This window comes from Clostridioides sp. LIBA-7678 (genome assembly GCF_056716065.1).
Genome location: NZ_CP196987.1, coordinates 2,951,615 through 2,975,382 on the forward strand (window position 1 = coordinate 2,951,615; position 23,768 = coordinate 2,975,382).

Genomic DNA, 23,768 nt, shown 5'->3' on the forward strand with positions numbered 1-23,768 from the left:
TCTTTTTATTACTTAAAAACTACCCATTAAATATCCATATTTTATTCACTATATCTTACTCTATCAATAAGTGATTCTTTATTGAAACTTTTTCCTATTAAATATGTTGTTATAAATTGAGCTATAAGAATACATACAGCCATCAATATGATTGGTACTATTGGTAAAGCATATGTTGCATAAGATAATCCAGTCTTTTTTAGAAATATAACAGCAATGTATCCTAATATTCCTCCAGATAAAATACTTCCTATCATCATTCTAGAAGTATAATATATAGCTTCTGAGTTAAGCATTTTTACTAATTGTTTATTAGTAAGACCAATAGCTTGAAGCATACCAAGTTCTTTCTTTCTAGTAACTATACTAGTTATCATTGTATTTACAAGATTCATAAATCCAATCACACCTATTATACCTGTTAAAGTGTATCCCATTATCTTTATAAATGAAATAACAGCCTTATTTGATTCTACTCTACTATCTAAAAAATCTGTCTCTAAAAAACCATTAGATTTAGCGATTTTCTTTATACTATCTTTTATTTCTTGATACTTTCCTTCTTCTGTATATATTCCTAAACTACTTGTTGAATCATGTTTCAAAGTTCTATCTATAAAATCTTTTCCTATGCCAAAGCTTGGAGACCCCATAGCTATTGCTTGAACTTTAAATTCTTTTTTTATTATTTTATCTCCATCATATAGAGTTAATTTTATTTTATCTCCTGCCTTTACTCCCATTTCTTTTGCTGTATCAACATGAGTAATTACTATTTCATCTCCTGTCTGCAGTCTTTCAAAATTTATTTTTCCATCTACTAAATTATTATTTAATGCTTTGACATCATTTTCATCTATACTCTGTAAAAGGTCATGTTTAAATTCAACATCATAATCATCCATTCCAACCTTTACACTTCTTGCAGACTCTATCTTTTTAATTCCCTCTATATCTTTTATTTGATTTAAAAAGTCTTTACTTAAAGGATTATTCATTTGCAAAATATTCAAATTATTTTTAGGATTTTTATCACTATCCATTTCATAACCAGCAAGTCTAACCTCTATGTCATAAGGAAAATTTGCTCTTGCCATCTTTTCAGCATCAAAACTTTCTAAAGCAGTTGATACTGTTATAAATATAGTTCCACTCAATATAAGAGATACCAATGTCATGTAAGTACGTTTTTTATTTCTTTCTAAATTAGCTTGTGATAATCTCTTTAAATTTATATTTTTATAACCTTTTCTCTTATTTTTATTACTTATTTTATTTCCAGTATATCTTACTGCATCAACTATAGATACTTTTGATGCTACTTTCATTGGCTTTAAAAGTGATAACACAACAGACATAAAGCTTATTATTATAACCAATAATATAACTGGTAATTGTGATGATTTTATATCTATATCCATAACTGATTTTATTATAATATTTGAAAGTGCATATCCTAAGATTGTTCCTATTGGTATTGCTATCCCTGCTAAGATAAAACCTTCCTTAAATACTATATTTTTTACTTGTTTTTTAGTCGCACCAATTGCTCTAAGCTTTCCAAATTCTTGAACCTTCGTAACAATTGAAATGTAGAATATATTGTATATTACTAAAATACTAGACAATACAATTACTAGCCCTACAAATACTCCACCCATAATTGTTTCCATATCAGGTTTTAAAGCATTTATATAATTTTCATTTACAGCTACATTAACAGTATCCAATCCTATATCATTAGCAACCTTATTTAATTTTGATTTTGCTTGTTCTATCGATAAATTACTTTTATCATTTAATTTCACATATATATTAAAATCTTCTTGTGACATATCTCTAGTATTTTTCATATATGTTTCTGATATAATAGCTGAATAAAATTTACCTGCTTCAGATATTTCACTAGTTTTTAAAATTCCAGTTATAATGAATTCTTTTTCAATTCTTTTATCGCTTTTATAATCATTATAAGATATTTTTATCTTTTCACCTAAGTTTTTGTTACTATAACCAAGTGCTTTTAAAGCTCCTCTATCTAACACAATTTCATTTTCTTTTGTTGGTAACTTCCCTTTGACAAACTCAAAATTATTTAATTTTAAAGCATCTTCATTCATGTATGCTAGAGAAATATTTGAATCATCTTCTAACCTCTCAAAACCTACTCCATTCATTTTACCAGTTAACTCTACATCTGCATGATTACTCAATATATTAGCTTGTTTTTCATCCGCATTAGCTAATATACCTTGATAATTACCTGAATACTTTATAGTATTTTCTTTCTGATAGGTTCCTGCATCAACAATATAAATTCCAATAGATGAAAGCATTAAAGTTGAAAGTATTATAGTAATTATTATTAGAATACTTTTTGATTTATTTTGCTTTAGATTACTTTTTGCTATTTTAGTAGTATTAATCATTTTTATCACCAACCTTTGATACCCTACCATCTTCTATAAATATAACTCTATCAGCCATTTGAGCTATACTATCATCGTGAGTTATCATAACTAAAGTTTGACTGTATTTCTTAGACATAGACTTTAGAATACTCATAACTTCATCAGATGTTTTAGAATCTAGGTTTCCAGTTGGTTCATCTGCAAGTATTATAGCTGGTCTTGTAGCTAATGCCCTTGCTATTGCCACCCTTTGTTGTTGACCACCTGATAATGTATTTGGCAAAACATCGTGTTTATTTTCAAGTCCCAATGATTTTAAAAGCTCTTTTATAAATTGTTCATCTACTTCTCTACTATCTAGACCAATTGGTAACACTACATTTTCCCACACATTAAGAGATGGTATCAAGTTATAACTTTGAAATATAAATCCTATTTTTCTTCTTCTGAATACAGCAAGTTCTTCTTCTTTTAATGTAAATATGTTTTTATTATCTATATATACATTCCCAGATGTAGGTATATCAAGACCTCCAATCATATGTAAAAGAGTGCTTTTTCCAGAACCTGATTTTCCTATTATTGCAACAAATTCACCTTCATTTATTTCTAAGTTGACATTATCTAAAGCTCTTACTAAGCTCTCTCCTGTTCCATAATGTTTTGATAAGTTTTCAGTATATAGTATTTTCATAAAATTATCCTCTCATTCTAAGTTATATTACTCCATTTTTTATTACGTTTTATTTTTGGAGCTGTTTATACTTATATAATAAATGTAGAGGCTTACATTTTCCTTTCATTTAATATTACATAGTTGTAAGAAACAGAGAAAACTTGCTTCCTACCCCTACTTTAGAAGAAACTATAATATTTCCACCCTGTTCTTCTAATATTTTTCTACTTAGATACAATCCTACTCCACTACCTTCTATAGATTCAACTTCCTCAGATATACCTCTATAAAAACGTTTAAATATGTTATTGAACTCACTCTTTTTAATCCCACTACCATTATCTTCTATTATAATTTTAAAATAATTAACAGTTTCTTCTACAGAGATGTTTATTTCTCCATTTATTTGTGTATATTTTACAGCATTATCTAATACATTGAAAATACTCTCTTCAGTCCATTTTTTATCATGAGGTATAATTCTACTATCGAATTCATTTATATTTAATGTTATGTTTTTAATCTTAGCTTTAGGCACTACACTTTTTATAGCATTTAAAATGGTATTTTTTATATCATTATCTTCTTTTTTTATGTTTATCATACTAATCTCTAGTCTTGATATGTTAACCAAAGAGTTTATCAAGTTTTCTAATTTATTTATAGAATTTTTGTTAGTTAATAGAAATTCTTGAGCTTCGTCTTCATCTAATTCTTCTTCTATAAGCAATGTATTATACAATTTTAATGATGCTAAAGGAGTTTTTAGTTGATGAGAGATATCTGTTACTAATGATTTCACACTCTCTTTTTCTTTCTCCAATTTAATAAATTTTATCTTTAAGCTTCTATTCAGCTCATATAGGCAGTTATTTATTTTGCTAAATGTACCTTCTTTAAAATACTCATTATACTCTACTAGATAACCAGTATCTTCTAGGTCAGTAGTGTCTTTCAAGTAATTTTCTTGTGACATCTTATCTACTATAAAGTAAATTTTACTCAATCTTTTATTTATGTATCTTATAAAATAATAGATTATGCTTGTAACAACTATAAACATTACTAAAAAAACAAGAACTGATTCTCTAAAAAAAGATTTTAAGTACAGTCCAAAATTTTTATCATTTGACATTTTATTTTCTAATCCATATCCAAATTTTTTAAATGCTTTTTCTCCAATATCTACCTTACTATAGTCAGAATTGTAAATAGATTTTACTATATCTATTTCATCATTGGGATATTTATCAATCAATACCCCTACAATACTTTGGGTGTTTTTTATTTGATATTCATATAATTTATGTAATCTATTGTATTCAAAGAGTATAAACATAAGTGTTATTATTAGCACAGATAAAACAGAACATCCAATAACTCTTCTCATTATATAATCATCTCTCATACTGAAGTTATCTTTGAGATTCATACTTTTTAACATTTTTTTATACTCCTTTCCCCCCACATATATCCAACCCCTCTTACTGTCTTTATATACTTAGGTTCAGATGGATTTTTTTCTACTTTCTGTCTAAGTCTTCTTATATTTACTGCAATAGTATTATCATCTACAAAATTTCCACTATTATCCCATAGAGATTCTAATAGTTGTTCTTTCGTCAACGTCTGCATTGAATTTTCCATAAGATATCTTAAGAGTTTAGTTTCTGTTTTACTCAAAATTATCTCTTCTTCTTTATTATCTGTTTTTATAATCAACTTATTTTCTATATAATAAAAAAATAAATCATCACAAACTAATAAAGTATAATTTTTTACTGTATTTACCCTTTTCATAAGTGCATTCACTTTGGATATCAATACCATCAAACTAAATGGCTTTGTGATATAATCATCTGCACCTAAATCATATCCTGTGACAATATCTACTTCTTCATCAAGGGCTGTTAGCATTATTATGTAAACATCACTTTTATTTCTAATCTCCTCGCAAAAATCAAAACCACTTCCATCAGGAAGACCTATATCAGAAATAATTAAATTTATCTCTTCTTTTACGAAAATATTTTTTGCTTCTTCTATGCTAAATGCATTAAAAACATTGTATCCTTCTTTTTTTAGTTTAAAACTAATTCCCCTATTTAAAGATTTATCATCTTCCAAAAGTAATATATTATTCATCCTTCTATCCTCCATTATCATACATACTAGCTAAATTATATCATACTAGTAAAATCATTTTATTTATTAATTTATAAATATTTATAGATTATTAATTGGATTTCACTTAGATATAAATATACTTAAACACAAAAAAACAAAGGTAATTAGTATTTATACAACTAATTACCTTTGCACTTTTATTAGTGTCTAAGATTAAATTTTTATTTGCTAACTCTTACTTATTAATTTTTATTTTGACTTTTTGTTTTTTAAACCTATTTGATTAAAGTTTAATAAGTATAGTAATGTACTTGATACTATAAATACAATCATACTATTTGAAAAACCTAAGTCTCCTGTTTTAGGAGATTTCTCTTTAGCTTCTCTTTTATATACTCCTGTATTAGAACTCTCTATAGGTTTTATTTTATCTGTTTTTTTACTTTTATAACTATCAGAATTTTTTATATCATTATTAGATGTACTACCTTCATTATCACTAATATTTTCTTTATTTTCTCCTACTATCAATTCACTCTCTTGATTATTACTTGCTATCTCTTTTTTAGATTTGATACTAATTCTTCCATCTATATTTTGTGATATTTCTTTTTTGTACTCTATATATTCAATTACCATACTCTCTAAATTTCCGAAATCCTTTAATACTGGCTCTTTTGAAAAGCAACTAAAGTCATCTCCACCTGATGCTATATAATCATTAGTTGCAACCACATACTTTTTATCCAAATTTAATGTTTTTCCATCTTTTAAAATATCCGTTATTTTTTCTCCTTCTTTTTGTTTTGGGTCAAAATAATATGACATTCCTCCTACTTGTAAAAAGGCTGAATTCTTTTCTGGATAGAGTTTTACTCCTTGCTCTAATGCATCTTTAATTTGTGCTCCTGTAAGTTCTTTGGTAACTATCGTATTATTAAAAGGAAATACATCTACAATATCTCTTCTTGTTATGTTCCCTTTTTCTATTGTATCTCTGATATTTCCTCCATTAAATAGAGAAATATCAGCCTTAGTCTTATCAAGTAAAATATCACTTATTAAATTACCTAAATTAGTTTCTTTTGTCCTTACATTTTCATATGAGCCATCTAGAGTATTTTTTGTTACGCCTATAACTTTATCTAATATTTTTTCTTGATGTTCTTTTATTTCATCAATCTTTTTACTTATACTATCATCCAATTCATATTTTAATGCTTCTTCCTTATCTATCAATCTAGCTGATTTATTTTCTATTTTTATATTTTCTATATCACTAGTATTAAGTGTTAGTTTTACTTCGCCAATATGTTCTAGATATTGTCCTGTACTTACAATCAATGTGTCACCAACTTGCTTGCCATTTTCAAACTTAGTATGACTATGCCCATCAATAATTAAATCGATACCTTGGACTTCATTTGCTATATCTATACTATTTGGCTTACTTAAATTATTAGTACCAATATGGCATATTGCAACTATTACATCTGCACCTTTTCCTTTCAACTCATTTACTTGCTCTGTTGCATTCTCTATAGGATTTGTAAACTCCAATCCTTCCACATTTTTAAATCCTGTTTTGCTCTTTGTTTCTTGAGTTGTAAGTCCAAAAAATCCTATCTTTATACCATCTATTTCTTTTATATCATTACTATCAAATACTTTTTCACCATTTTTGAGGATATTTGATGATAAAAATTTTAAATTGTTCTCTCCTGAACTAGCCATTTGAGATAATTCAAACAATCTATCTTTTCCATAATTAAAGTCATGATTACCAGGAGTAATGTAGTCATACCCAGCACACTTAATCAATTCGATTGCTTCTTTCCCTTTGTCCATATTTACTATTGGAAGTCCATGTAAACAATCTCCTGCATCTACTAAAATTGAGTTTGGAGTGTCTTTTTTCAATGTAGCTAGATTACCTATTTGTATATGTTCATTACCTTCAGCATATCTTCCATGTATGTCATTAGTGTGAAAAATAGTTATTTCTTCAATTTGCTCTAGCCCATAAGAAATAACACTCTGACTTGTTGTAATTAGAATTATAATTACCAAAATTAAATATCTCCTAATTTTCAATATAAATTATCCTCCTCAAATTAGTTTTAGCTTTAGATAAAATTTATATTTTACATAAAACCTTTTAGATAAATATTAAATATACATAAGATTAATTAACATAACCTTTAATATCTATCTATCAATTTAATTTTGTCCATATCCAATTAGTTTTAATCTAATTACATTTTTTCTCATATGTATTTTTCTTTTATTTTATATAAAATTATTTTAAAATCTTTTCAATTGGTCTCTTTTAAAAGTCCATTGAGGTATTGTTAAATCACCTTTAAAGTCTAAACTATACCAAGGACTTAGGTTTGCGTTTTTGCGATTAATAAGAAGCTGAGTTTGTTGTGCAGGCATATAGCTTTGAGCTATCATAAATACTTTTTCTCCAGTCTTTTCATTTTCTGCCATATCCATAATTATACTTGCATGTCCTGGGCTTCCACCAATTATAAAAACATCTCCTATCTTCATATCATCAACTTCTACAGGTTTCAATTCTTTTTCAAGAGATAAAGTTCCTGAATAAGCAAATACTATATCCATAAACTTTCTAAAGCTCTCATAAGATGTTGAATATTCAGTTGATTTATACCAACTTGAACCACTATCTTTTACTGAAATTCTATATCCTTCTACCCACTTTGAATACTTAGCCTTAAAACCATCGACAAAATCAAAACTTATTTCGTCATACCTTTTATTCTGATATAAGTATTCAGCTCTCATAAGCATAATTGCATCTGCACATTGATGTAAATCTCTATTACCAATATCAACATCGAATACACTATCATAAATGCCTTTTGATTCCTTAGTTCTGCCATCATAATACTTTACCTTTTCTCCATAATTTTTCAACTTAGTATTTCTAAGAAATGATTCAAAACTACCTTTTTCTACATCCACTCTTTTAAAACCTTTTGGTGGCTCATACCTATCTTTCAATATATTTGCATCTTTATGTACTATTATTGCTTGTTCATCTTCTTTAGAGCTTTGAGTTTTCTTAGAACCTTCAATAGTTTTTTTACTTTCTCCATTACTACATCCAACCAAAGTTAATGTAATCAATGACAAAATAGTTATTTTCTTTAATATTTTCATTAATTTATCCTCCTTTAAATGTTTCTAAAAATAAAATTCAATTTCTTCTCGTAAAGTTTTTATATATTTCAATACAAAAAACTATTTGACAATATTTCTTGACTCAAATATACATTTATTGATATATTTAATGTTAAAATAATTATAATAGGATATTATAATAAAAACAAACAACAGATTTGTGTTAATTTTAGAAAGGGGAAAAAATGATAGATTTAACTTTACTTGGATGTGGTGGAAATGTCCCTATGCCAAACAGATTTCTATCTTCTGTGTTCATAAACTATAAAGGTAGAAAAATACTAATTGATTGTGGTGAGGGCACTCAGGTATCCATGAAGCTAAAAAAATGTGGCTTTAAAGATATAGACTTGATTTGTATAACCCATTTACATGGTGACCATATATTTGGACTTTTAGGACTTTTATCAACGATTGGAAATAGTGGTCGTACAAGTGATTTAACTATAATTGGCCCAGTTGGAATAGTTGATTGTATTCGTTCTATGAGAAATTTAGTAGAATATATACCATATACTTTAAAAATCATAGAAAATCCTCAAGGTAATTTTACTTTAGATAATGAGTTTTTAAGAAATGTAGAAATTTCAACAATTGATTTAGAACACTCCATAGAGTGTTTAGGGTATAGTTTTAATTTTAGAAGAAATCCTAAATTTGATATAGATAAGGCAACTAGAAATGAAGTTCCTAAAATATTGTGGAAAAAACTCCAAGAAGGTCAAAGTGTAGTTTTAAATTCAAAAAAATACACTCCAGATATGGTCTTAGGAGAATCAAGAAAGGGCGTTAAAATAAGTCTTACGACTGATACAAGACCTATAGAATCAATACCAAGCTTTATAAAAGATAGCGATTTATTCATATGTGAAGCTATGTATGGCGATGATTTAGATATATCAAAAGCTGTTAAAAACAAACATATGACTTTTAGAGAAGCTGCAAATCTTGCAAAACTAGGAAATGTTAAACAACTCTTATTAACACATTTTAGTCCATCATTAGATATGCCTAATATGTACTTAGAAAATGCCACTAATGTTTTTGAAAATACAATTCTTGGAGAAGATAGGCTAAGCCTACACTTAAATTTTGATGAATAAATATCTATTTATATTTATTAACAAAAACTTAGGAATGAATTTTACATTTATAGAAATATTTTCGTGTAAATTCATTCCTTCAATTACTTGTTGGCTATAATCTAAATAATATTATTTAGATACATTTCCAGCCACATTTAACACATCCCAGGTTCTTGCAAATGGAGGAGCATAACACAAGTCTAACATTCCAAGCTGATTTGTGGTCATTTTTCCAAAAATAGCAGCTGCCAATACATTTGCTCTTTGTACAGCATCCTTAAACCCAGCCACTTGTCCTCCTAAAATAACTTTTGTATCTGCATCATAAACAAGTTTTACATATATCTTATTTCTTCCTGGATAATAATGAGTTTGATTATAATCAGAAATAAATTTAGATTTAACATTTATACCTAAAGCTTTAGCTTGTCTTTCTGTAATTCCAGTTGAAGCTGCTTCCATATCCATAATTTTTATACAACTTGAAGATAGTGAACCTTGATAAGAAACTTCTCTTCCTCCTAGATTTTCTCCTACTATCCTACCTAATTTATTAGCTCCAGTTGCTAAAGGTACATATACATTTTCATTACTTACTATATTCTTTATGGTTGAACAGTCACCCGCAGAGTATATATCTTTTACAGAAGTTCTTCCATACTCATCAACTACTATAGCTCCATTTTTTAGCATTTCTATATTAGTATTTGACAAAAACTTTGTATTAGGTCTAACACCAGTAGCAATTATTACTACATCTGTATCTATTTCTCCTTTATTTGTTATAACTTTTTCTACTTTATCTTCTCCATACAGCTCTACAACCATTTCATCCAAGTGCAATTTAACATCATGTCTTCTTATTTCTTCCTCTAAAACATCTGTAATTTCCTTATCAAATACTTGAGGTAATATTCTATCTTCCAATTGAATTACATGTACATCTTTGCCTAACTTCTTACATGCCTCAACTGCTTCTAATCCTATAAATCCAGCACCTATTATTGTAACTCTTTTATTTTCTTTGTCACTTAAAATCTTTTTTAAATATTCTCCATCATCTAAACTTTTTAACATAGAAACATTCTTCAATTCTACATTTTTTATAGGAGGCATAATACTTCTTGCCCCAGTTGCTATCATCAATTTATCATAGTAATCTTCATGTATTTCACCTGTTTTTATATTTTTTACTTTTATTTTTTTAGATTCACTATCAACTTCAATAACTTCTTTAAATATATTTAAATCAATTCCAGATTCTCTAAGTTTTTCAGGTGTTCTTGCTAATAAGTCATTAGCATCATCAAAATATCCACCAACAAAATATGGCAATCCACAAGCACCAAAAGATACTATCTCTGTTTTTTCGTAAACAACAACCTCATATTCAGGTTTTATTCTTTTTAATTTAGCTGCAGCACTCATCCCAGCTGCAACACCTCCAATTATTATTACTCTCATTTTATCTCTCCTTTGATGTCTAATTAATTTCTTTACTTATTTTGAGCTTTTCATTTGATATATATTCTATGTACACATCTTTATAATAAATTGCTGTTATTTTTTTCACATCATTTTGTTTGAAATCAAATTTCACAAAAGCTATTTTATCTTTTCTTACCCAAAGTCAAATTCTTTAAACACATATTATACCCTATTTTTCTGTATTTAATCACATTTACGTAAATTAAATTAATTTATTCTATTTTAGTAAATTATGATATAATATTGACATTTTTTTAATATATTGATATTATTTAGACTTAGAAAAATTTATTTTTAGATAAAGGAGAAAAAATATTGGAAAGTTCATTCTTATCACAATTTCTTATGATTACAGATTTTAAAACGATTTTTTTTATAATCTTGCTTTTAGGTACATTCTTTATTGTTAGGCAATTTGAAAAGAAAAAAATCAAATTTTCATTGAGAACAATATATGCTACAATACTCGGACTTATATTAGGAATTATAATTCAAGCTTTTGCTGGTTTTCCTAATGATACAACTCAAGTTACTTGGCTACAAGAAGTAAGTAAATGGTATAGTCTATTTGGCTCTGGATTTATGGACTTATTAAAAATGTTAGTAGTACCTTTAGTTTTCTTATCAATTATAAAGGTAATTATTAATATGAAAGATAATAATCTTGGGACGCTTACTTTTAGGTCTTTAGGTATGCTTCTTACTACTACTGCTATAGCTGCTATTGTTGGAATTGTAGTTGCAAATATAATGAAGTTAGGTGTAGGAGTTAATCTACCTGCTTTAGGAGGAACTCAAGAACTTAAAGAAATAAATTCTCTTGTGGATACTTTAAGAGGATTACTTCCATCAAATCCTGTAATGGCTATGGCAAATGGAAATATCGTAGCTACAATAATATTTGCTACATTTATAGCTACATCAATAAAAAGATTAAACAAAAAACATTCTGAAACGATAAAACCATTTATAGATTTTATAGAAGCATCTTACAAAATAATTGTAAGTGTATCTATGACTGTTATCAAATTTATGCCTTATGCTGTAGTTGCCCTACTTGCAAATACAATAACTTCACAAGGTATTAGCTCAATAGTATCTGTTTTACATTTTATATTAGCACTTTATATATCAGTTGCGGTATTATTTGTTATACACTTAATTTTTATAACTTTAAATGGACTAAATCCCATTACTTATATAAAAAATTCAACAGAAGCTCTGCTTCTAGCATTTACTTCGCGTTCTAGTTTAGGAACATTGCCTGTAACGATAGAAAGCTTAGTACAAAATCATGGAGTTGATGAGGGTGTATCAAGCTTTACAGCAAGTCTAGGTGCAAATATGGGTATGAATGGTTGTGCAGGTATATATCCTGCTTTAATGGCTGTTACACTTGCTAATATGGCTGGCGTAAACATGGACATAAGCTTTTATGTTATGTTGTTAATAGTTATAACAATTAGTTCTTTTGGAATAGCAGGACTTCCAGGAACTGCTACAATGGCAGTTTCAGTTGTTATATCTGGAGTTGGCCTTGGCTCTTATTTTCCATTAGTTGGTGGAATCCTTGCAATAGACCCTATATTAGATATGGGACGTACAATGATAAATGTTAATGGTGCTATGGTATCATCAATTACTGTAGGAAAATCACTTGGAAAAGTCGATAAAGAAGTATTTAGTAAAAAAAATATTTCTTAAAATAAGCATGAAAATAAATGAGGCTGTCTCAAAATAGAGATAAGCCTCTTTTTCATTGTTGAAATAATAAAAATATATTTGATTTCATCTAAAAAAGAGTGCCTCATGAACTAAAAAGTTCATGAGGCATTCCCATTTATTTTTTATTTTATTTACAAATTTACTCACAAAATGGAAAGAATTCTTTTGTAAGATTTTGAGGATATACAGATATAAAAACAAAATCATAGTCTTGAGACTTTGCATATTCCAAAATATCTCCATCATAATATCTAGGGTCTATCATATCTATAGTTGAACAAACAGAAGAAAAGAATGCGGCTGTTGGTACAATTAAAGAGTCTTTAACAAATAGCACTTTTAATCCTTCTGGATTTTCTATATTTTTTATTTTAACTAATGGTCTATTTCCCAATAAATAAGTAAAATACTTATCAGATTGACCATCCATTAAATTAAGGTCTGCATTAAAAGGATATGACAATATCAGACTCTCTTCAAACCTTCCTTTTAATTCAAATTTCTGTGACTTAGAATCTGTATAATAAGTATAATCAGTCTTAAATTTAGGATAAATCAATGTAAAGTCATCTATACCACCATACAAAATACCAGTCTTTCTTCCCATAGAACCAAGAAATGATTTAGGGTATACAATTGAATTATAATTATCCTTATCTCTATAATAATGATTTTCATCTAAATTCATACTGTATTTTTTATTAAGTTGTTCAACTAGTTCACCAAACGCCCAAAAAGAAGTTTCTACTTTCCAGTGATGGTCTGTTTTAAAAAATAAATCATCTTTTGGAATGCCACTTTTTAAAATACTTTCCCTAAAATCAATATAGTCGACATTGTACTTTTTTAGTTGATTTAAAAAATTATCTGCAGTCTCATTGCTATAAGAATAAGGTATCCCTTTTGGAAATTTTGTCACTCCTTTTATATATTTATCTGGAGTCATTAAATAAACTAATTTAGTGTTTTGTTTGTTCATCTCCTCAGAGAATTTTCTCACCCTATCTGCTAGTACTCCAACTTGATTTGGAGCTTTAGCAAAATATGTATAATGCATCTTCCCAGAAGTATCCTTCACAACACTAAACTTTGAAAACTCATTTTTACCCATTAGTTTTTGTAAATATCCATAAGTTTCAATAAATGTGTTTTTATATATTACTTTATCATTTACGGTATTATCAATAGATGATATTGTATCTTTTAGACTACTTTTCTCAGCAACTGAATTTTTTATTTCCTGTATCATATCTTTTCCAGAATAACAAATATTAAAGATAGAGAAAGCGAATAAAACAATTAAGAATATGATTGCTGTTATTAATCTTACTTTAAAAAATCTATTCATACTTTTCCCCCTTAACTAAAAATTAAAATAAATAAATGGATTATAGCTTCCAGTTACTAAATATGTCACAGAAATAAAGAATAATAAAATTGCCGATATTGGATAAAACACATTAAATAGCATACTGTATTTAGCCTGTTCAACAACAAACTTATTGATTTTCTTCGCAATAGGCATGCTAAAAATAAATGCAAATATAAAGAAAATCCAGTATTCTTTCAAAAACATATATGTATAATCACTCCATATGGCTCCATTTCCTCCAAACATAGCTTTAAAATAATTATATGCTTCTTTTAAATTAGGTGACCTAAATAATACCCACCCAAAATTAACTACTAATAACGTGTAAACATGCTTTATAAAATTACGATTTTCAATTTTTTCAAGCATTATAAATCTCTCTATAATTAAGAAAACAAAATTTAAAATTCCCCATATTACAAATGTCCATTCTGCTCCATGCCATATTCCAGTAAATAACCATACTATAAACATATTTCTAATCATAATATCTTTATTTGCCACTCTAGAGCCTCCAAGCGGAAAATAGATATAACTCTTAAACCACATTCCTAAAGAAATATGCCACCTTCTCCAAAATTCAGTAATTGATTTTGATATATATGGATAATTAAAGTTTTCTTCAAATTTAAATCCAAACATAAGACCTAGACCTATAGCCATATCTGAGTAAGCAGAAAAGTCAAAGAATATTTGCAGGGTATAAGCTATGGAACCAAGCCATGCAAGTGATGTAGCTATTTCTCCTTGACTATTCATGGTATAAATATAGTCTGCTACTATAGCCATATTATTTGAAATTAATACTTTTTTACCTAGACCTGTTATAAACCTACAAGTCCCAATGGAAAACTTGTTCCAAGTTTCTTTTCTATTATGAATTTGTTCTGCTACACTTTCATATCTAACTATAGGCCCTGCTATTAATTGTGGAAAAAAAGCTATATAAAGCCCCACATAAAAAGGATTCTTTTGAACATCTCCATGTCTACGATAAACATCTATAACGTAAGACATCCCTTGAAATGTGAAGAATGAAATTCCTATAGGTAAAACAATACTAGGTATAGTCAACTCAGTACTAATAAGTTCACTAATATTTCTTAGTGCAAAAGCTAGGTATTTAAATATAAATAAAACACCTATATTATATACACACATTAAAACTAAAAAAACTTTTACTTTTATTTTACTTTCCCTATATCTATCTACTAGTAAACCAAATATGTAATTCACTATTATAGAAGCTACCATAATAACAACAAATTTCGGTTCTCCCCAAGCATAAAAAAATAGACTAACAACAAGCAATATCATATTTTGTATAGTTCGATTAAATCTAAACATATAATACAATACTAAAGTTATTGGCAGAAAATAAAATAAAAAAATTAAGCTTGAAAATAACACACTCAAACCTCCTCTCTCTACTTAGTTTTTGAGCGTTTTTTCCAATACAAATATATTCCAAAACATATTATTACTAAAGATATAAATAAAATTTGAATAAATATTATAATATTGTTCATAAAGTTTATCTTTTTCATATCTTGTACTGTTGGTGATTGTTTAGGAGATACTAATGTATATGGAACACCATCTTTATCTTTTTGATTAATACTCCAAGACTGAGTCAATTTTATTTTCTTTCCAACTTTAAATTTCTCATCAACATTAACTTGTAAAATAATTTGTTCTGGTTTAGCTTTATTACTTAATGTTAATTTACCTGTTTGAGATATATTTACATTATCTTGTTTTTCAGTAAGAGAATACTTAATTTTTGAATTACTTTCAAGACCTAGCACCTCGTACTGACTTATACTTTGACCCAATACAGGTATTTGTACTTCTTCATCACCAATTATTTTAATGTTATGCAAAGATTCTAACTGCTCCTCAACCAATAAAGATAACTTTTTTATAGCAATAACATTATGTTCTTCATCAGATGGGATAAATGTAATCCCCCAACTGACAACATTTGATAGCATATTTGAATCCAGTAATATATTATCCTTATCATTTATAAAACTATTAAAATTCACATAGATTTTACCATCAAACTCTCCTGGCACTTCTATACATCCATCTTTTATTCTATCTGAATATATTATATTTTTATCTTCAAAAAATACTTCACTTCCTTCTTTTAACCTAAACTCAAGCATATTCTTACTTTGTATACTTAAATTTATTCTTTGAGAACTTTTGTTTTTATTTTGAATCTCAATATAAAAATTATGGTACATACTCCAATTTTCTTTTATATTTTGATAAATATATAAATAATGTTCCTTATCATTTTTAGAACTATCTGTTTCTATTTTTATACTTCTATCTTCATGTATAATCTTAGAACTTAGGTCATTATCTATCTTCTTAAAAGATAAATCTAATATTTTGTCACTCGTTGCTGAACTTATAAAAGTAGCATTTATTAAAAAAACAAACACCAAAATAAGATATTTCACAGAACAAAAAAACACTTTTAAAGTCTTCATCTCATCTCTCCTAAATATATTCCATGGGTTCAAACTCATCATTACTCTGTTCTTTCTTTTTACTAGGTTCTGAAACAACAACTGTCTTATTTTGTAATATCCAATCCATCATTTCATTTCTTAAAAAGAAATTTTGCATTATACTGTCAATGTTATTTACTTTATATAAAATACCTCTTTCATCGGTTTTGCCCTCACATAAATCACATTCTAACACAATATTTTCATTAATTTCCAATGTTACTTCTTTAGGATAAATATTTTTATTCTCAAAATTTAATAATACATATTGATAATTAAAGTTTACCATTCTTAATTTGCCTATATTTTCCACATCCATATGAAAATTCATATTGATTCTTGGACTTCTTCGTGATAATGTTCTAGCTTTTTCAATACGTTTTTTTACATTAATTTGCAAGTCATCAAAGAAACCTAGTTGATTAGATATTGTCATTGGTAAAGTAGGTATTCTATCATGAACAATACACATCCAGTTATCTACTTCATTATCTTCAATATGTGTAATATAGGCTGCATATTTCCATTTTGAACTTACTTCTACAACATTAACAATCTTTGCTTTCATATTAGCTATATACGTCTCATTTCCTGATTTTTCTCTAAACTCTACTTCAAACTCTTTTTCTGGACAAATATATTCTGGCTTATCTAACAAAAATGCAAATCCATTTTCTGATATATCGATTGTCTTTGAAGAAAGTACATAAGAATTTTGCTTTAACTTAAATTCAATTTCAGCAACATAACGCTCAGACTTTCTTAATTGTTGTCTTCCTGATATAAATAAAGTAGCCATAACAAGATTGAAAAGATTTCCTATTAGCCAAAACAAGACGACTGAATATGTCATTGAACCTATTTTAAATATTGATATAAACATTTTTAAAATTCCTATTATAGATAACACTATATAAATAAAATACGGGATACCCTGTAAAAACTTATACATTTTATTTTCTTCTAACTTATTCTTATTTGTGACTGAAAATTTATTTTTGGATATTGCAAACGTTTCGAGTATCACTGATGGCATTAAAGACTGAAACATTATAGTTTCATATATATTGGTCCATCTAGTATTTCTTATGTTTTGAGAAAATATTTTAAGAGATAAACTACTTAGAATATACATAGGTAACCAAAATACCAATACTTGAAGTAGTGTACATTTTACTACAATCACATTAAATACAGAAAATAATATAGGTGCCATTATATATACAAATCGTTTTATACTTGCATACCAATAAGTAATTGAAGAAATATAACTTATTTTCTGCCAAAAACCTAAACCTCTCCTAAATAAAATATTTAGTCGTCTACCAGTTTGTATACACCCACGTGCCCATCTTTCACGTTGTTTAATAAGACTTTTTAAGTCAGTAGGAGATAGACCTGATGCATGTACTTCTGGAATAGCATAACATCTATACCCCTTGCTTTGAATTAATATACCTGTTGCAAAATCTTCTGTAATGGAATTAGTATAAAATCCATCAACTTCTTCTAAAGCTTCTCTTGAAATAACAGTATTACTACCACCATAAATTACAGAATTTGTTCTGTTTCTAGCCAACTGAATATCTCTATAAAAATAATCCTGCTCATTTGGAATTCTACCTTCAGAGTGCAGATTAAATTGAAATAAATCTGGATTATAAAAGCTTTGTGGCGTTTGCACAAAACCAACTTTTTCATACTCCTCTTCTTTTCCATCTTTTTTAGCTTGCTCATTTTTCAAAAAGTATGGTATTGTAGCAATCAAGAAATCATGCATTGGTATCATATCTGCATCAAATGTAACAATCAAAGGAGAGTTTGTATGTTTCATTGCATTATTTAAATTCCCAGCTTTTGCTCCTTCTCTTTCCGTTCTAGTTATATAATTAACCCCCATTTTTTCTGCTAGAATACGCATTTCTTCACGATTTCCATCATCACATATGTATATATGTACCTTTTTCTTATCTGGATATTGCATATGGATACATCCATTTATAGTTTTTCTCACTAAATCAACAGATTCGTTATATGTTGCAACGAATACATCCACATGTGTATAAAGCTCTTCACTTATAATTGGCTTTTCAGGACACTCAATATTTGACATACCATAATAATGTACAAACATTTCCATCATTCCTAGTATCTCTACAAAAAGAAGTATTATAGCGCATATTAATGCAAACATCCCCTTTTCTTTAGGCACTGTATAAAAAATTCTCCAAAAAATATATATGATATTAGTAATGATAGTTAAAGTTATAAGTATTTTCTTTGAATTTTTTTTCACAAAAATCATCTCTTTTCTATTAATGAATTTAACATATCTTTATCCCAAGTCCCTTCAGTTTGATTATATATTCCAAATCCAGAAGCAAGCTCCCAATAAGCCCATGAAAAATTTCTTTTTTCAGCCTCTTTTCTTACAGCTTTTACCCAAGCTTTTCTTGAAGCTTCTGGTGCTTCTTTTGTTATTCCAAATTCACCCAGAAAAACCTTTACTTTATTTTTATTTGCCCAATTTTCCACAATATCAAACCTTTTTCTTATATACTCCATTTGTTCATCGGTTCCTTCCCAAGTAATATTGCTCAAGTGTTCAAAGCCCTTGTGGTATATATTTCCTTGGAATGCAAAATCATTTGGCTCATAATAGTGAAAAGAAACTACTATATTAGAATCTTTAGGAATATTTAATTCATTTAAATAATCAATTTGATAGAAATTGTATGGTCCAACTATAATGGTTCTTTTAGGGTTAGTTTTTCTAATTATATTTACTGCTTCTTTAATGTATTCATTTAATAACTGCGAAGATAGGTTTTCTTTAGGCTCATTTAACAATTCAAATACCAATCTTTTATCGTATCTTTGGTATCTATTAGCTATCTGTTGCCATATTTTTAAAAACTTATCTTTATTAACTTCTGGTTCTTTCATAATTTCCTCAAAATGATGCAAATCCAACACAACTATTAAATCTTTATCCAACGCATAGTTTATATATCCATCAATTTTCTTAAAAAATTCCTCATCAATTTTAAAATCTTTAGAAGTTGATGTATAATCAGAAAATCTTACAGGTATACGTACTGTATCAAAACCTGCATTTTTTATATCATCAAAAAATTTATTTGACATTTTTACATCCCAAGGAAAATCTTTGGGTGATTCTAGTGCATTACCTATATTTATGCCTCGTTGCATCGTGACTGTATCACTATTTCCTCTTATTATAAAATAAAACCAAACAAACACTATACTTAAAAAACATATTATAATAACACCTATTCTTTTTATCTTACTCTCCCCCTAACAATATTATTTTCTACATAATATTATGCAATCTTTATTATAACAAATTAAATTGCATCATGTTATATATAATTATTCTCATTTATAAACTTTACATTGATTATAATTTAAAAATACTTGATACATCTAAAAAAAGGGGCTGTCGCACTATAAAATAGTGCTACGCCCTTTTTTGTATAAAAAAATAAATCCCAAGTTCAAAAGAGCTTGGGATTCCTGTATAATAATTGTATGCTAAAACAAAATACTATACAAACTGATTATACTACTTATGGTGATAATTATCAATTTAAGTTACCACTAAATATTGATTACATGATTCCAAAAGATGATTCTGTAAGGTTATTAAGTCAAATTATTGAGGAGATGAATTTAGAAAAATTATATAAGACTTATTCTCGAGTTAGAGTAAATAAAGTAACCCCTAGACAACTTTTGAAAATTATAATATATGCAAACATGAACTGTATTTATTCTTCAAGAGAAATAGAGAAAGCATGCAAAAGAGATATTAACTTTATGTATCTTCTAGGCGGAGCCTCACCTCCAGACCATTCAACAATTGCAAGATTCCGTAGTATTCATTTTTCACCAATAAGCAAAACTTTGATTGCACAGTTTACAAACTTTCTTGGAGATAGTAAGGAGATTTCAATGGACACTCTATTTATTGATGGCACAAAAATAGAGTCATCTGCAAATAGATATACTTTTGTTTGGAAAAAAGCTATAAATAAAAATATAGCTAAAATGATGAGTAATATATCTGACTTCATATTAAAATGTGAAACTGATTTTGGTATTAAAGTAATTTATAAAGATAAAATAAAAATCTACCATTTGAAGAAACTTTTAAAGAAACTAAAAAAAATATCAAAAGAATTAAATATAACATTTGTTCATGGAAAAGGAAAGAAAAAATCTATGGTTCAAAAATCTATAGAGCAATTAAATAATTATATTGATAGATTGAAAAAGTATACTAAAGACCTTCATATAATGGGTGAACGGAATAGTTATTCTAAAACAGATAATGACGCAACTTTCATGAGAATGAAAGAAGACCATATGAAAAATGGACAATTGAAACCAGCATATAATATACAATTTGGTGTAGATTCAGAATATATAGTTTGGGTAAGTTCAGGACATCAACCTACTGATACGACAACATTAATACCGTTTTTAAAATCGATTGAGGACTATGCAAAATTCAAATATCCTAAAATAGTTGCTGATTCTGGGTATGAAAGTGAGGAAAACTATACATTTTTAGAGTGTAATAATCAATTATCTTTCATAAAACCTGCAAATTATGAAATTAGTAAAACTAGAAAATATAAAAATAATATTGGACATATTGATAACATGGATTATGATGAAAAAAATGATTATTATATTTGTAAAAACAATAAAAAACTACTTGCTAATAAAATAATAAATAGAAAGTCAAAAACAGGTTATAAAAGCGAAATAACTTGTTACACTTGTGAAGAATGTCATGATTGTCAATATAAAAGTAGTTGCATTAAGAGAAGTAATAGTAAGATTTCTCTTGAAAATAGGACTAAAAACTTACAAGTATCTAAGTTGTTTCATGAAAAAAGGAAAGAAAACTTAAATAGAATTATGAGCCCGGAGGGGTGTGAACTTAGAGTGAATAGAAGTATACAAGCAGAAGGAGCTTTCGCTCAAGTAAAACAAAATATGAAATTTAGAAGATTTTTAAGCCGAGGTAAAGAAAATGTTCTATCAGAGTGTATTATTGTAGCGATAGCTCATAACATTTCTAGGCTACACAATAAAATAGTAAAAAATAAATGTGGAATATATCTTCATACTTTAAAAAAAGCATTCTAAATTTATTATTTATAATCAAATATTATCTGAAAAAATGGTATTTTTATACCTTATATTTGTCATGCATAATTTTACTTAGAAAATAAACTATATATAAAATAATTAAAAATATACCTATTAAGATAAGTAAAAAGAGCTCTCACAGAACAAATTTAATTTGCCCATGCGACAGCCCCTTTTATTTTTTTACAATTTATCTAATAAATCTAACACTTGTTTTTTAACTTTATCATATCCAAAATTATCAAGTGAATATCCTAGTTCTATGTTTCCAAAACCTTTAATCTCAGCATTTTCTTTTTTATTTAATAGTTCTTGCATAAGTTCAACTTCTATATATTCTCTTCCCTTATCTTTTTCCAACATAGTAAATAATTCAAAATCTTGTATTCCAAATCTTAAATTCTCCATTCTAACACTTCTAACTGGCTTTAAATCTTTTCCAGGATAAACAAAGAACATATCTCCAGCCTTCCAAATAGGGAATTTGTAACTTGCATCCCTCCAAGGGTCTTCCGTCCATAAATTGTAATCCCATCTTAAAAATCCATCAAGACCAAAATAATAAGTATACCATCCTATTATTCTATTTTCCACAAAAGGAGAACTTATAAAACTATTTGGCTTCTCTGGAAAACAGCATACAAACCAAGTTAATATTCCACCCTTATCATTAACCTTTTTCTTTAACTTGTCTATATCTTTGTAATTTTGAATAGTAAGTTTTAAGTTTATTGACATATCATCAACTTCATCTTTAGCTCTATCTAAGAAATTTTGGTCATGTGTTGCTGATTTGTACTTAACTTTATATTCATCTACAGTAGAGTTTATAAACTCGATACACTCTTTTACTACTTCTGGATTATTTGGTTCATCAGCTATCACTCTAACTCTATCCCATAACCCACATTCTATTAAGTGATTTAAAACTAATCCTATATATTCTTTTAAATCTCCTGTATTATTTATAAACTTAAATACCTTATCATTTTCATCATAATATCTTACTCTTATTGGGTCTTTATAGCCTTCTATAGGGTTTCCAAACTCACCAGCACACCAATTGCCCAACAAACCAAATAAATCTATTTCCTGAGCCATTTTATGCTTATTAGCTATATTTATATACCTGTCCATACTTTCAAAATTACATTTAATCTTTCCATCTATACCTTTTGAAACACTCACCATATTGTATTCATATAAGTTTGATGGATTTTTATAAACTTTATAACAACTTTGCCCTGCCCATGGATAATCAGAAACTATCACAGTTGCAACTTTTTCTCCTAAAGAAGCTAGTTCTTTTAAATAGTTATCAATTATTTCAAAATGGACATCAGACCATAATTCAACCTTATACATTCTGGCTAAACAACTTGGATGTTGCCATAAATCCAAAAAGAATCTGCTTTCATCTAAAGATTTTAATACAACATTTTTTACTTCTACAGGTACATCAATAGTACAAACTTTTTCTTCATCTTCATATCCAAAGCTTTTGAATACATCAATACCTATATTAAAGTTATTTTCTGTAAAGTCCTCAGGTACTTGACCTTCAATCCAAAACATTTGAGGTAAATGTTGTTCTACTAATACATCTTTATCTCTCAAAATAGCATCATTTACAAATGCTTTTGTATCATCTTGAACATATCCCATTATATTGATACTAAAATCATTTTCTAATTCATTAGGTACATTTAACTTAAGTCTTACTCTATTTCCAAGACCTTTCCATGATATAGTACTACTTCCATCAATCGTACAATTAAATTCTTCTGTCGCTTTTAGCATAATTTGAAAAGCAAACTTCTCCCCCTTAGCTACTACAATATCTAAATCTTTAGGTTCCCAAGTATCAGCTTCTATAACTGAATATTTATTGTGTTTAAATGTACAATCCTTCAATACATATGAAATCTCCATATTTTAAACTCCTCCACATCTACATAATTCTAT

16 protein-coding genes are annotated in these 23,768 nt (G+C 27.5%); 3 read left to right on the plus strand and 13 right to left on the minus strand.

Features of this window, described 5'->3' with window-relative positions:
- Positions 1–41 precede the first annotated feature (41 nt).
- The 6 genes from ACTG46_RS13990 to ACTG46_RS14015 form a co-directional block, all read right to left on the minus strand.
- The gene (locus ACTG46_RS13990) at positions 42–2,429 is read right to left on the minus strand and encodes an ABC transporter permease (RefSeq protein ID WP_479923028.1); all 2,388 of its coding nucleotides are present in this window, start codon (positions 2,427–2,429) and stop codon (positions 42–44) included.
- A complete protein-coding gene (locus tag ACTG46_RS13995) occupies positions 2,422–3,105 on the minus strand; it encodes an ABC transporter ATP-binding protein (protein ID WP_054271126.1) in 684 nt (227 codons plus the stop codon). The genes ACTG46_RS13990 and ACTG46_RS13995 overlap by 8 nt, the downstream gene beginning before the upstream one ends.
- 115 nt (positions 3,106–3,220) lie before the next feature.
- Entirely contained in the window at positions 3,221–4,531 is a 1,311-nt protein-coding gene (locus ACTG46_RS14000) for a sensor histidine kinase (RefSeq protein WP_176702456.1), read from the minus strand.
- Positions 4,525–5,232 (minus strand): response regulator transcription factor, encoded by a 708-nt coding sequence (locus ACTG46_RS14005; RefSeq protein ID WP_054271128.1) that lies wholly within the window; start codon positions 5,230–5,232, stop codon positions 4,525–4,527. The genes ACTG46_RS14000 and ACTG46_RS14005 overlap by 7 nt, the downstream gene beginning before the upstream one ends.
- A gap of 231 nt (positions 5,233–5,463) precedes the next feature.
- A complete protein-coding gene (locus ACTG46_RS14010; RefSeq protein ID WP_479923029.1) occupies positions 5,464–7,284 on the minus strand; it encodes a bifunctional metallophosphatase/5'-nucleotidase in 1,821 nt (606 codons plus the stop codon).
- Between the two features lie 234 nt (positions 7,285–7,518).
- On the minus strand, positions 7,519–8,403 hold the full coding sequence (locus ACTG46_RS14015) for a DUF4846 domain-containing protein (protein ID WP_054271130.1): 885 nt from the start codon (positions 8,401–8,403) through the stop codon (positions 7,519–7,521).
- 206 nt (positions 8,404–8,609) lie between these two features.
- Between ACTG46_RS14015 and ACTG46_RS14020 the strand changes: the two genes are divergently transcribed.
- On the plus strand, positions 8,610–9,527 hold the full coding sequence (locus tag ACTG46_RS14020) for a ribonuclease Z (protein WP_479923030.1): 918 nt from the start codon (positions 8,610–8,612) through the stop codon (positions 9,525–9,527).
- Positions 9,528–9,638: 111 nt separating this feature from the next.
- On the opposite strand, the gene ACTG46_RS14025 is transcribed toward ACTG46_RS14020, so the two are convergent.
- Positions 9,639–10,973: a CoA-disulfide reductase gene (locus ACTG46_RS14025; protein WP_479923031.1), complete on the minus strand. Its 1,335-nt coding sequence runs from the start codon at positions 10,971–10,973 to the stop codon at positions 9,639–9,641.
- A 339-nt stretch (positions 10,974–11,312) separates the two neighbouring features.
- Here ACTG46_RS14025 and ACTG46_RS14030 point away from each other — a divergent pair, with 339 nt between their 5' ends.
- On the plus strand, positions 11,313–12,701 hold the full coding sequence (locus ACTG46_RS14030) for a cation:dicarboxylate symporter family transporter (RefSeq protein ID WP_054271133.1): 1,389 nt from the start codon (positions 11,313–11,315) through the stop codon (positions 12,699–12,701).
- A gap of 160 nt (positions 12,702–12,861) precedes the next feature.
- Here ACTG46_RS14030 and ACTG46_RS14035 read toward each other — a convergent pair whose 3' ends face one another.
- The 5 genes from ACTG46_RS14035 to ACTG46_RS14055 all read right to left on the minus strand — a co-directional run bounded on the left by ACTG46_RS14035 (position 12,862) and on the right by ACTG46_RS14055 (position 19,766).
- The gene (locus ACTG46_RS14035) at positions 12,862–14,070 is read right to left on the minus strand and encodes an alginate O-acetyltransferase AlgX-related protein (RefSeq protein ID WP_054271134.1); all 1,209 of its coding nucleotides are present in this window, start codon (positions 14,068–14,070) and stop codon (positions 12,862–12,864) included.
- 15 nt (positions 14,071–14,085) lie between these two features.
- Positions 14,086–15,504 (minus strand): MBOAT family O-acyltransferase, encoded by a 1,419-nt coding sequence (locus ACTG46_RS14040; protein WP_054277238.1) that lies wholly within the window; start codon positions 15,502–15,504, stop codon positions 14,086–14,088.
- Positions 15,505–15,521: 17 nt separating this feature from the next.
- Positions 15,522–16,598 carry a hypothetical protein gene (locus ACTG46_RS14045; protein WP_236877168.1) on the minus strand — a complete coding sequence of 359 codons (1,077 nt, stop codon included), beginning with the start codon at positions 16,596–16,598 and terminating at the stop codon, positions 15,522–15,524.
- Positions 16,599–16,608: 10 nt separating this feature from the next.
- Positions 16,609–18,831 carry a glycosyltransferase gene (locus ACTG46_RS14050; protein ID WP_479923032.1) on the minus strand — a complete coding sequence of 741 codons (2,223 nt, stop codon included), beginning with the start codon at positions 18,829–18,831 and terminating at the stop codon, positions 16,609–16,611.
- Positions 18,832–18,920: 89 nt separating this feature from the next.
- Complete coding sequence (locus ACTG46_RS14055; protein WP_223152800.1) at positions 18,921–19,766, minus strand: glycoside hydrolase family 5 protein; 846 nt, start codon at positions 19,764–19,766, stop codon at positions 18,921–18,923.
- A gap of 405 nt (positions 19,767–20,171) precedes the next feature.
- Between ACTG46_RS14055 and ACTG46_RS14060 the strand changes: the two genes are divergently transcribed.
- On the plus strand, positions 20,172–21,800 hold the full coding sequence (locus ACTG46_RS14060; RefSeq protein WP_167641160.1) for an IS1182 family transposase: 1,629 nt from the start codon (positions 20,172–20,174) through the stop codon (positions 21,798–21,800).
- Between the two features lie 186 nt (positions 21,801–21,986).
- Here ACTG46_RS14060 and ACTG46_RS14065 read toward each other — a convergent pair whose 3' ends face one another.
- The gene (locus tag ACTG46_RS14065) at positions 21,987–23,735 is read right to left on the minus strand and encodes a DUF4091 domain-containing protein (protein WP_479923033.1); all 1,749 of its coding nucleotides are present in this window, start codon (positions 23,733–23,735) and stop codon (positions 21,987–21,989) included.
- Positions 23,736–23,768 lie beyond the last annotated feature (33 nt).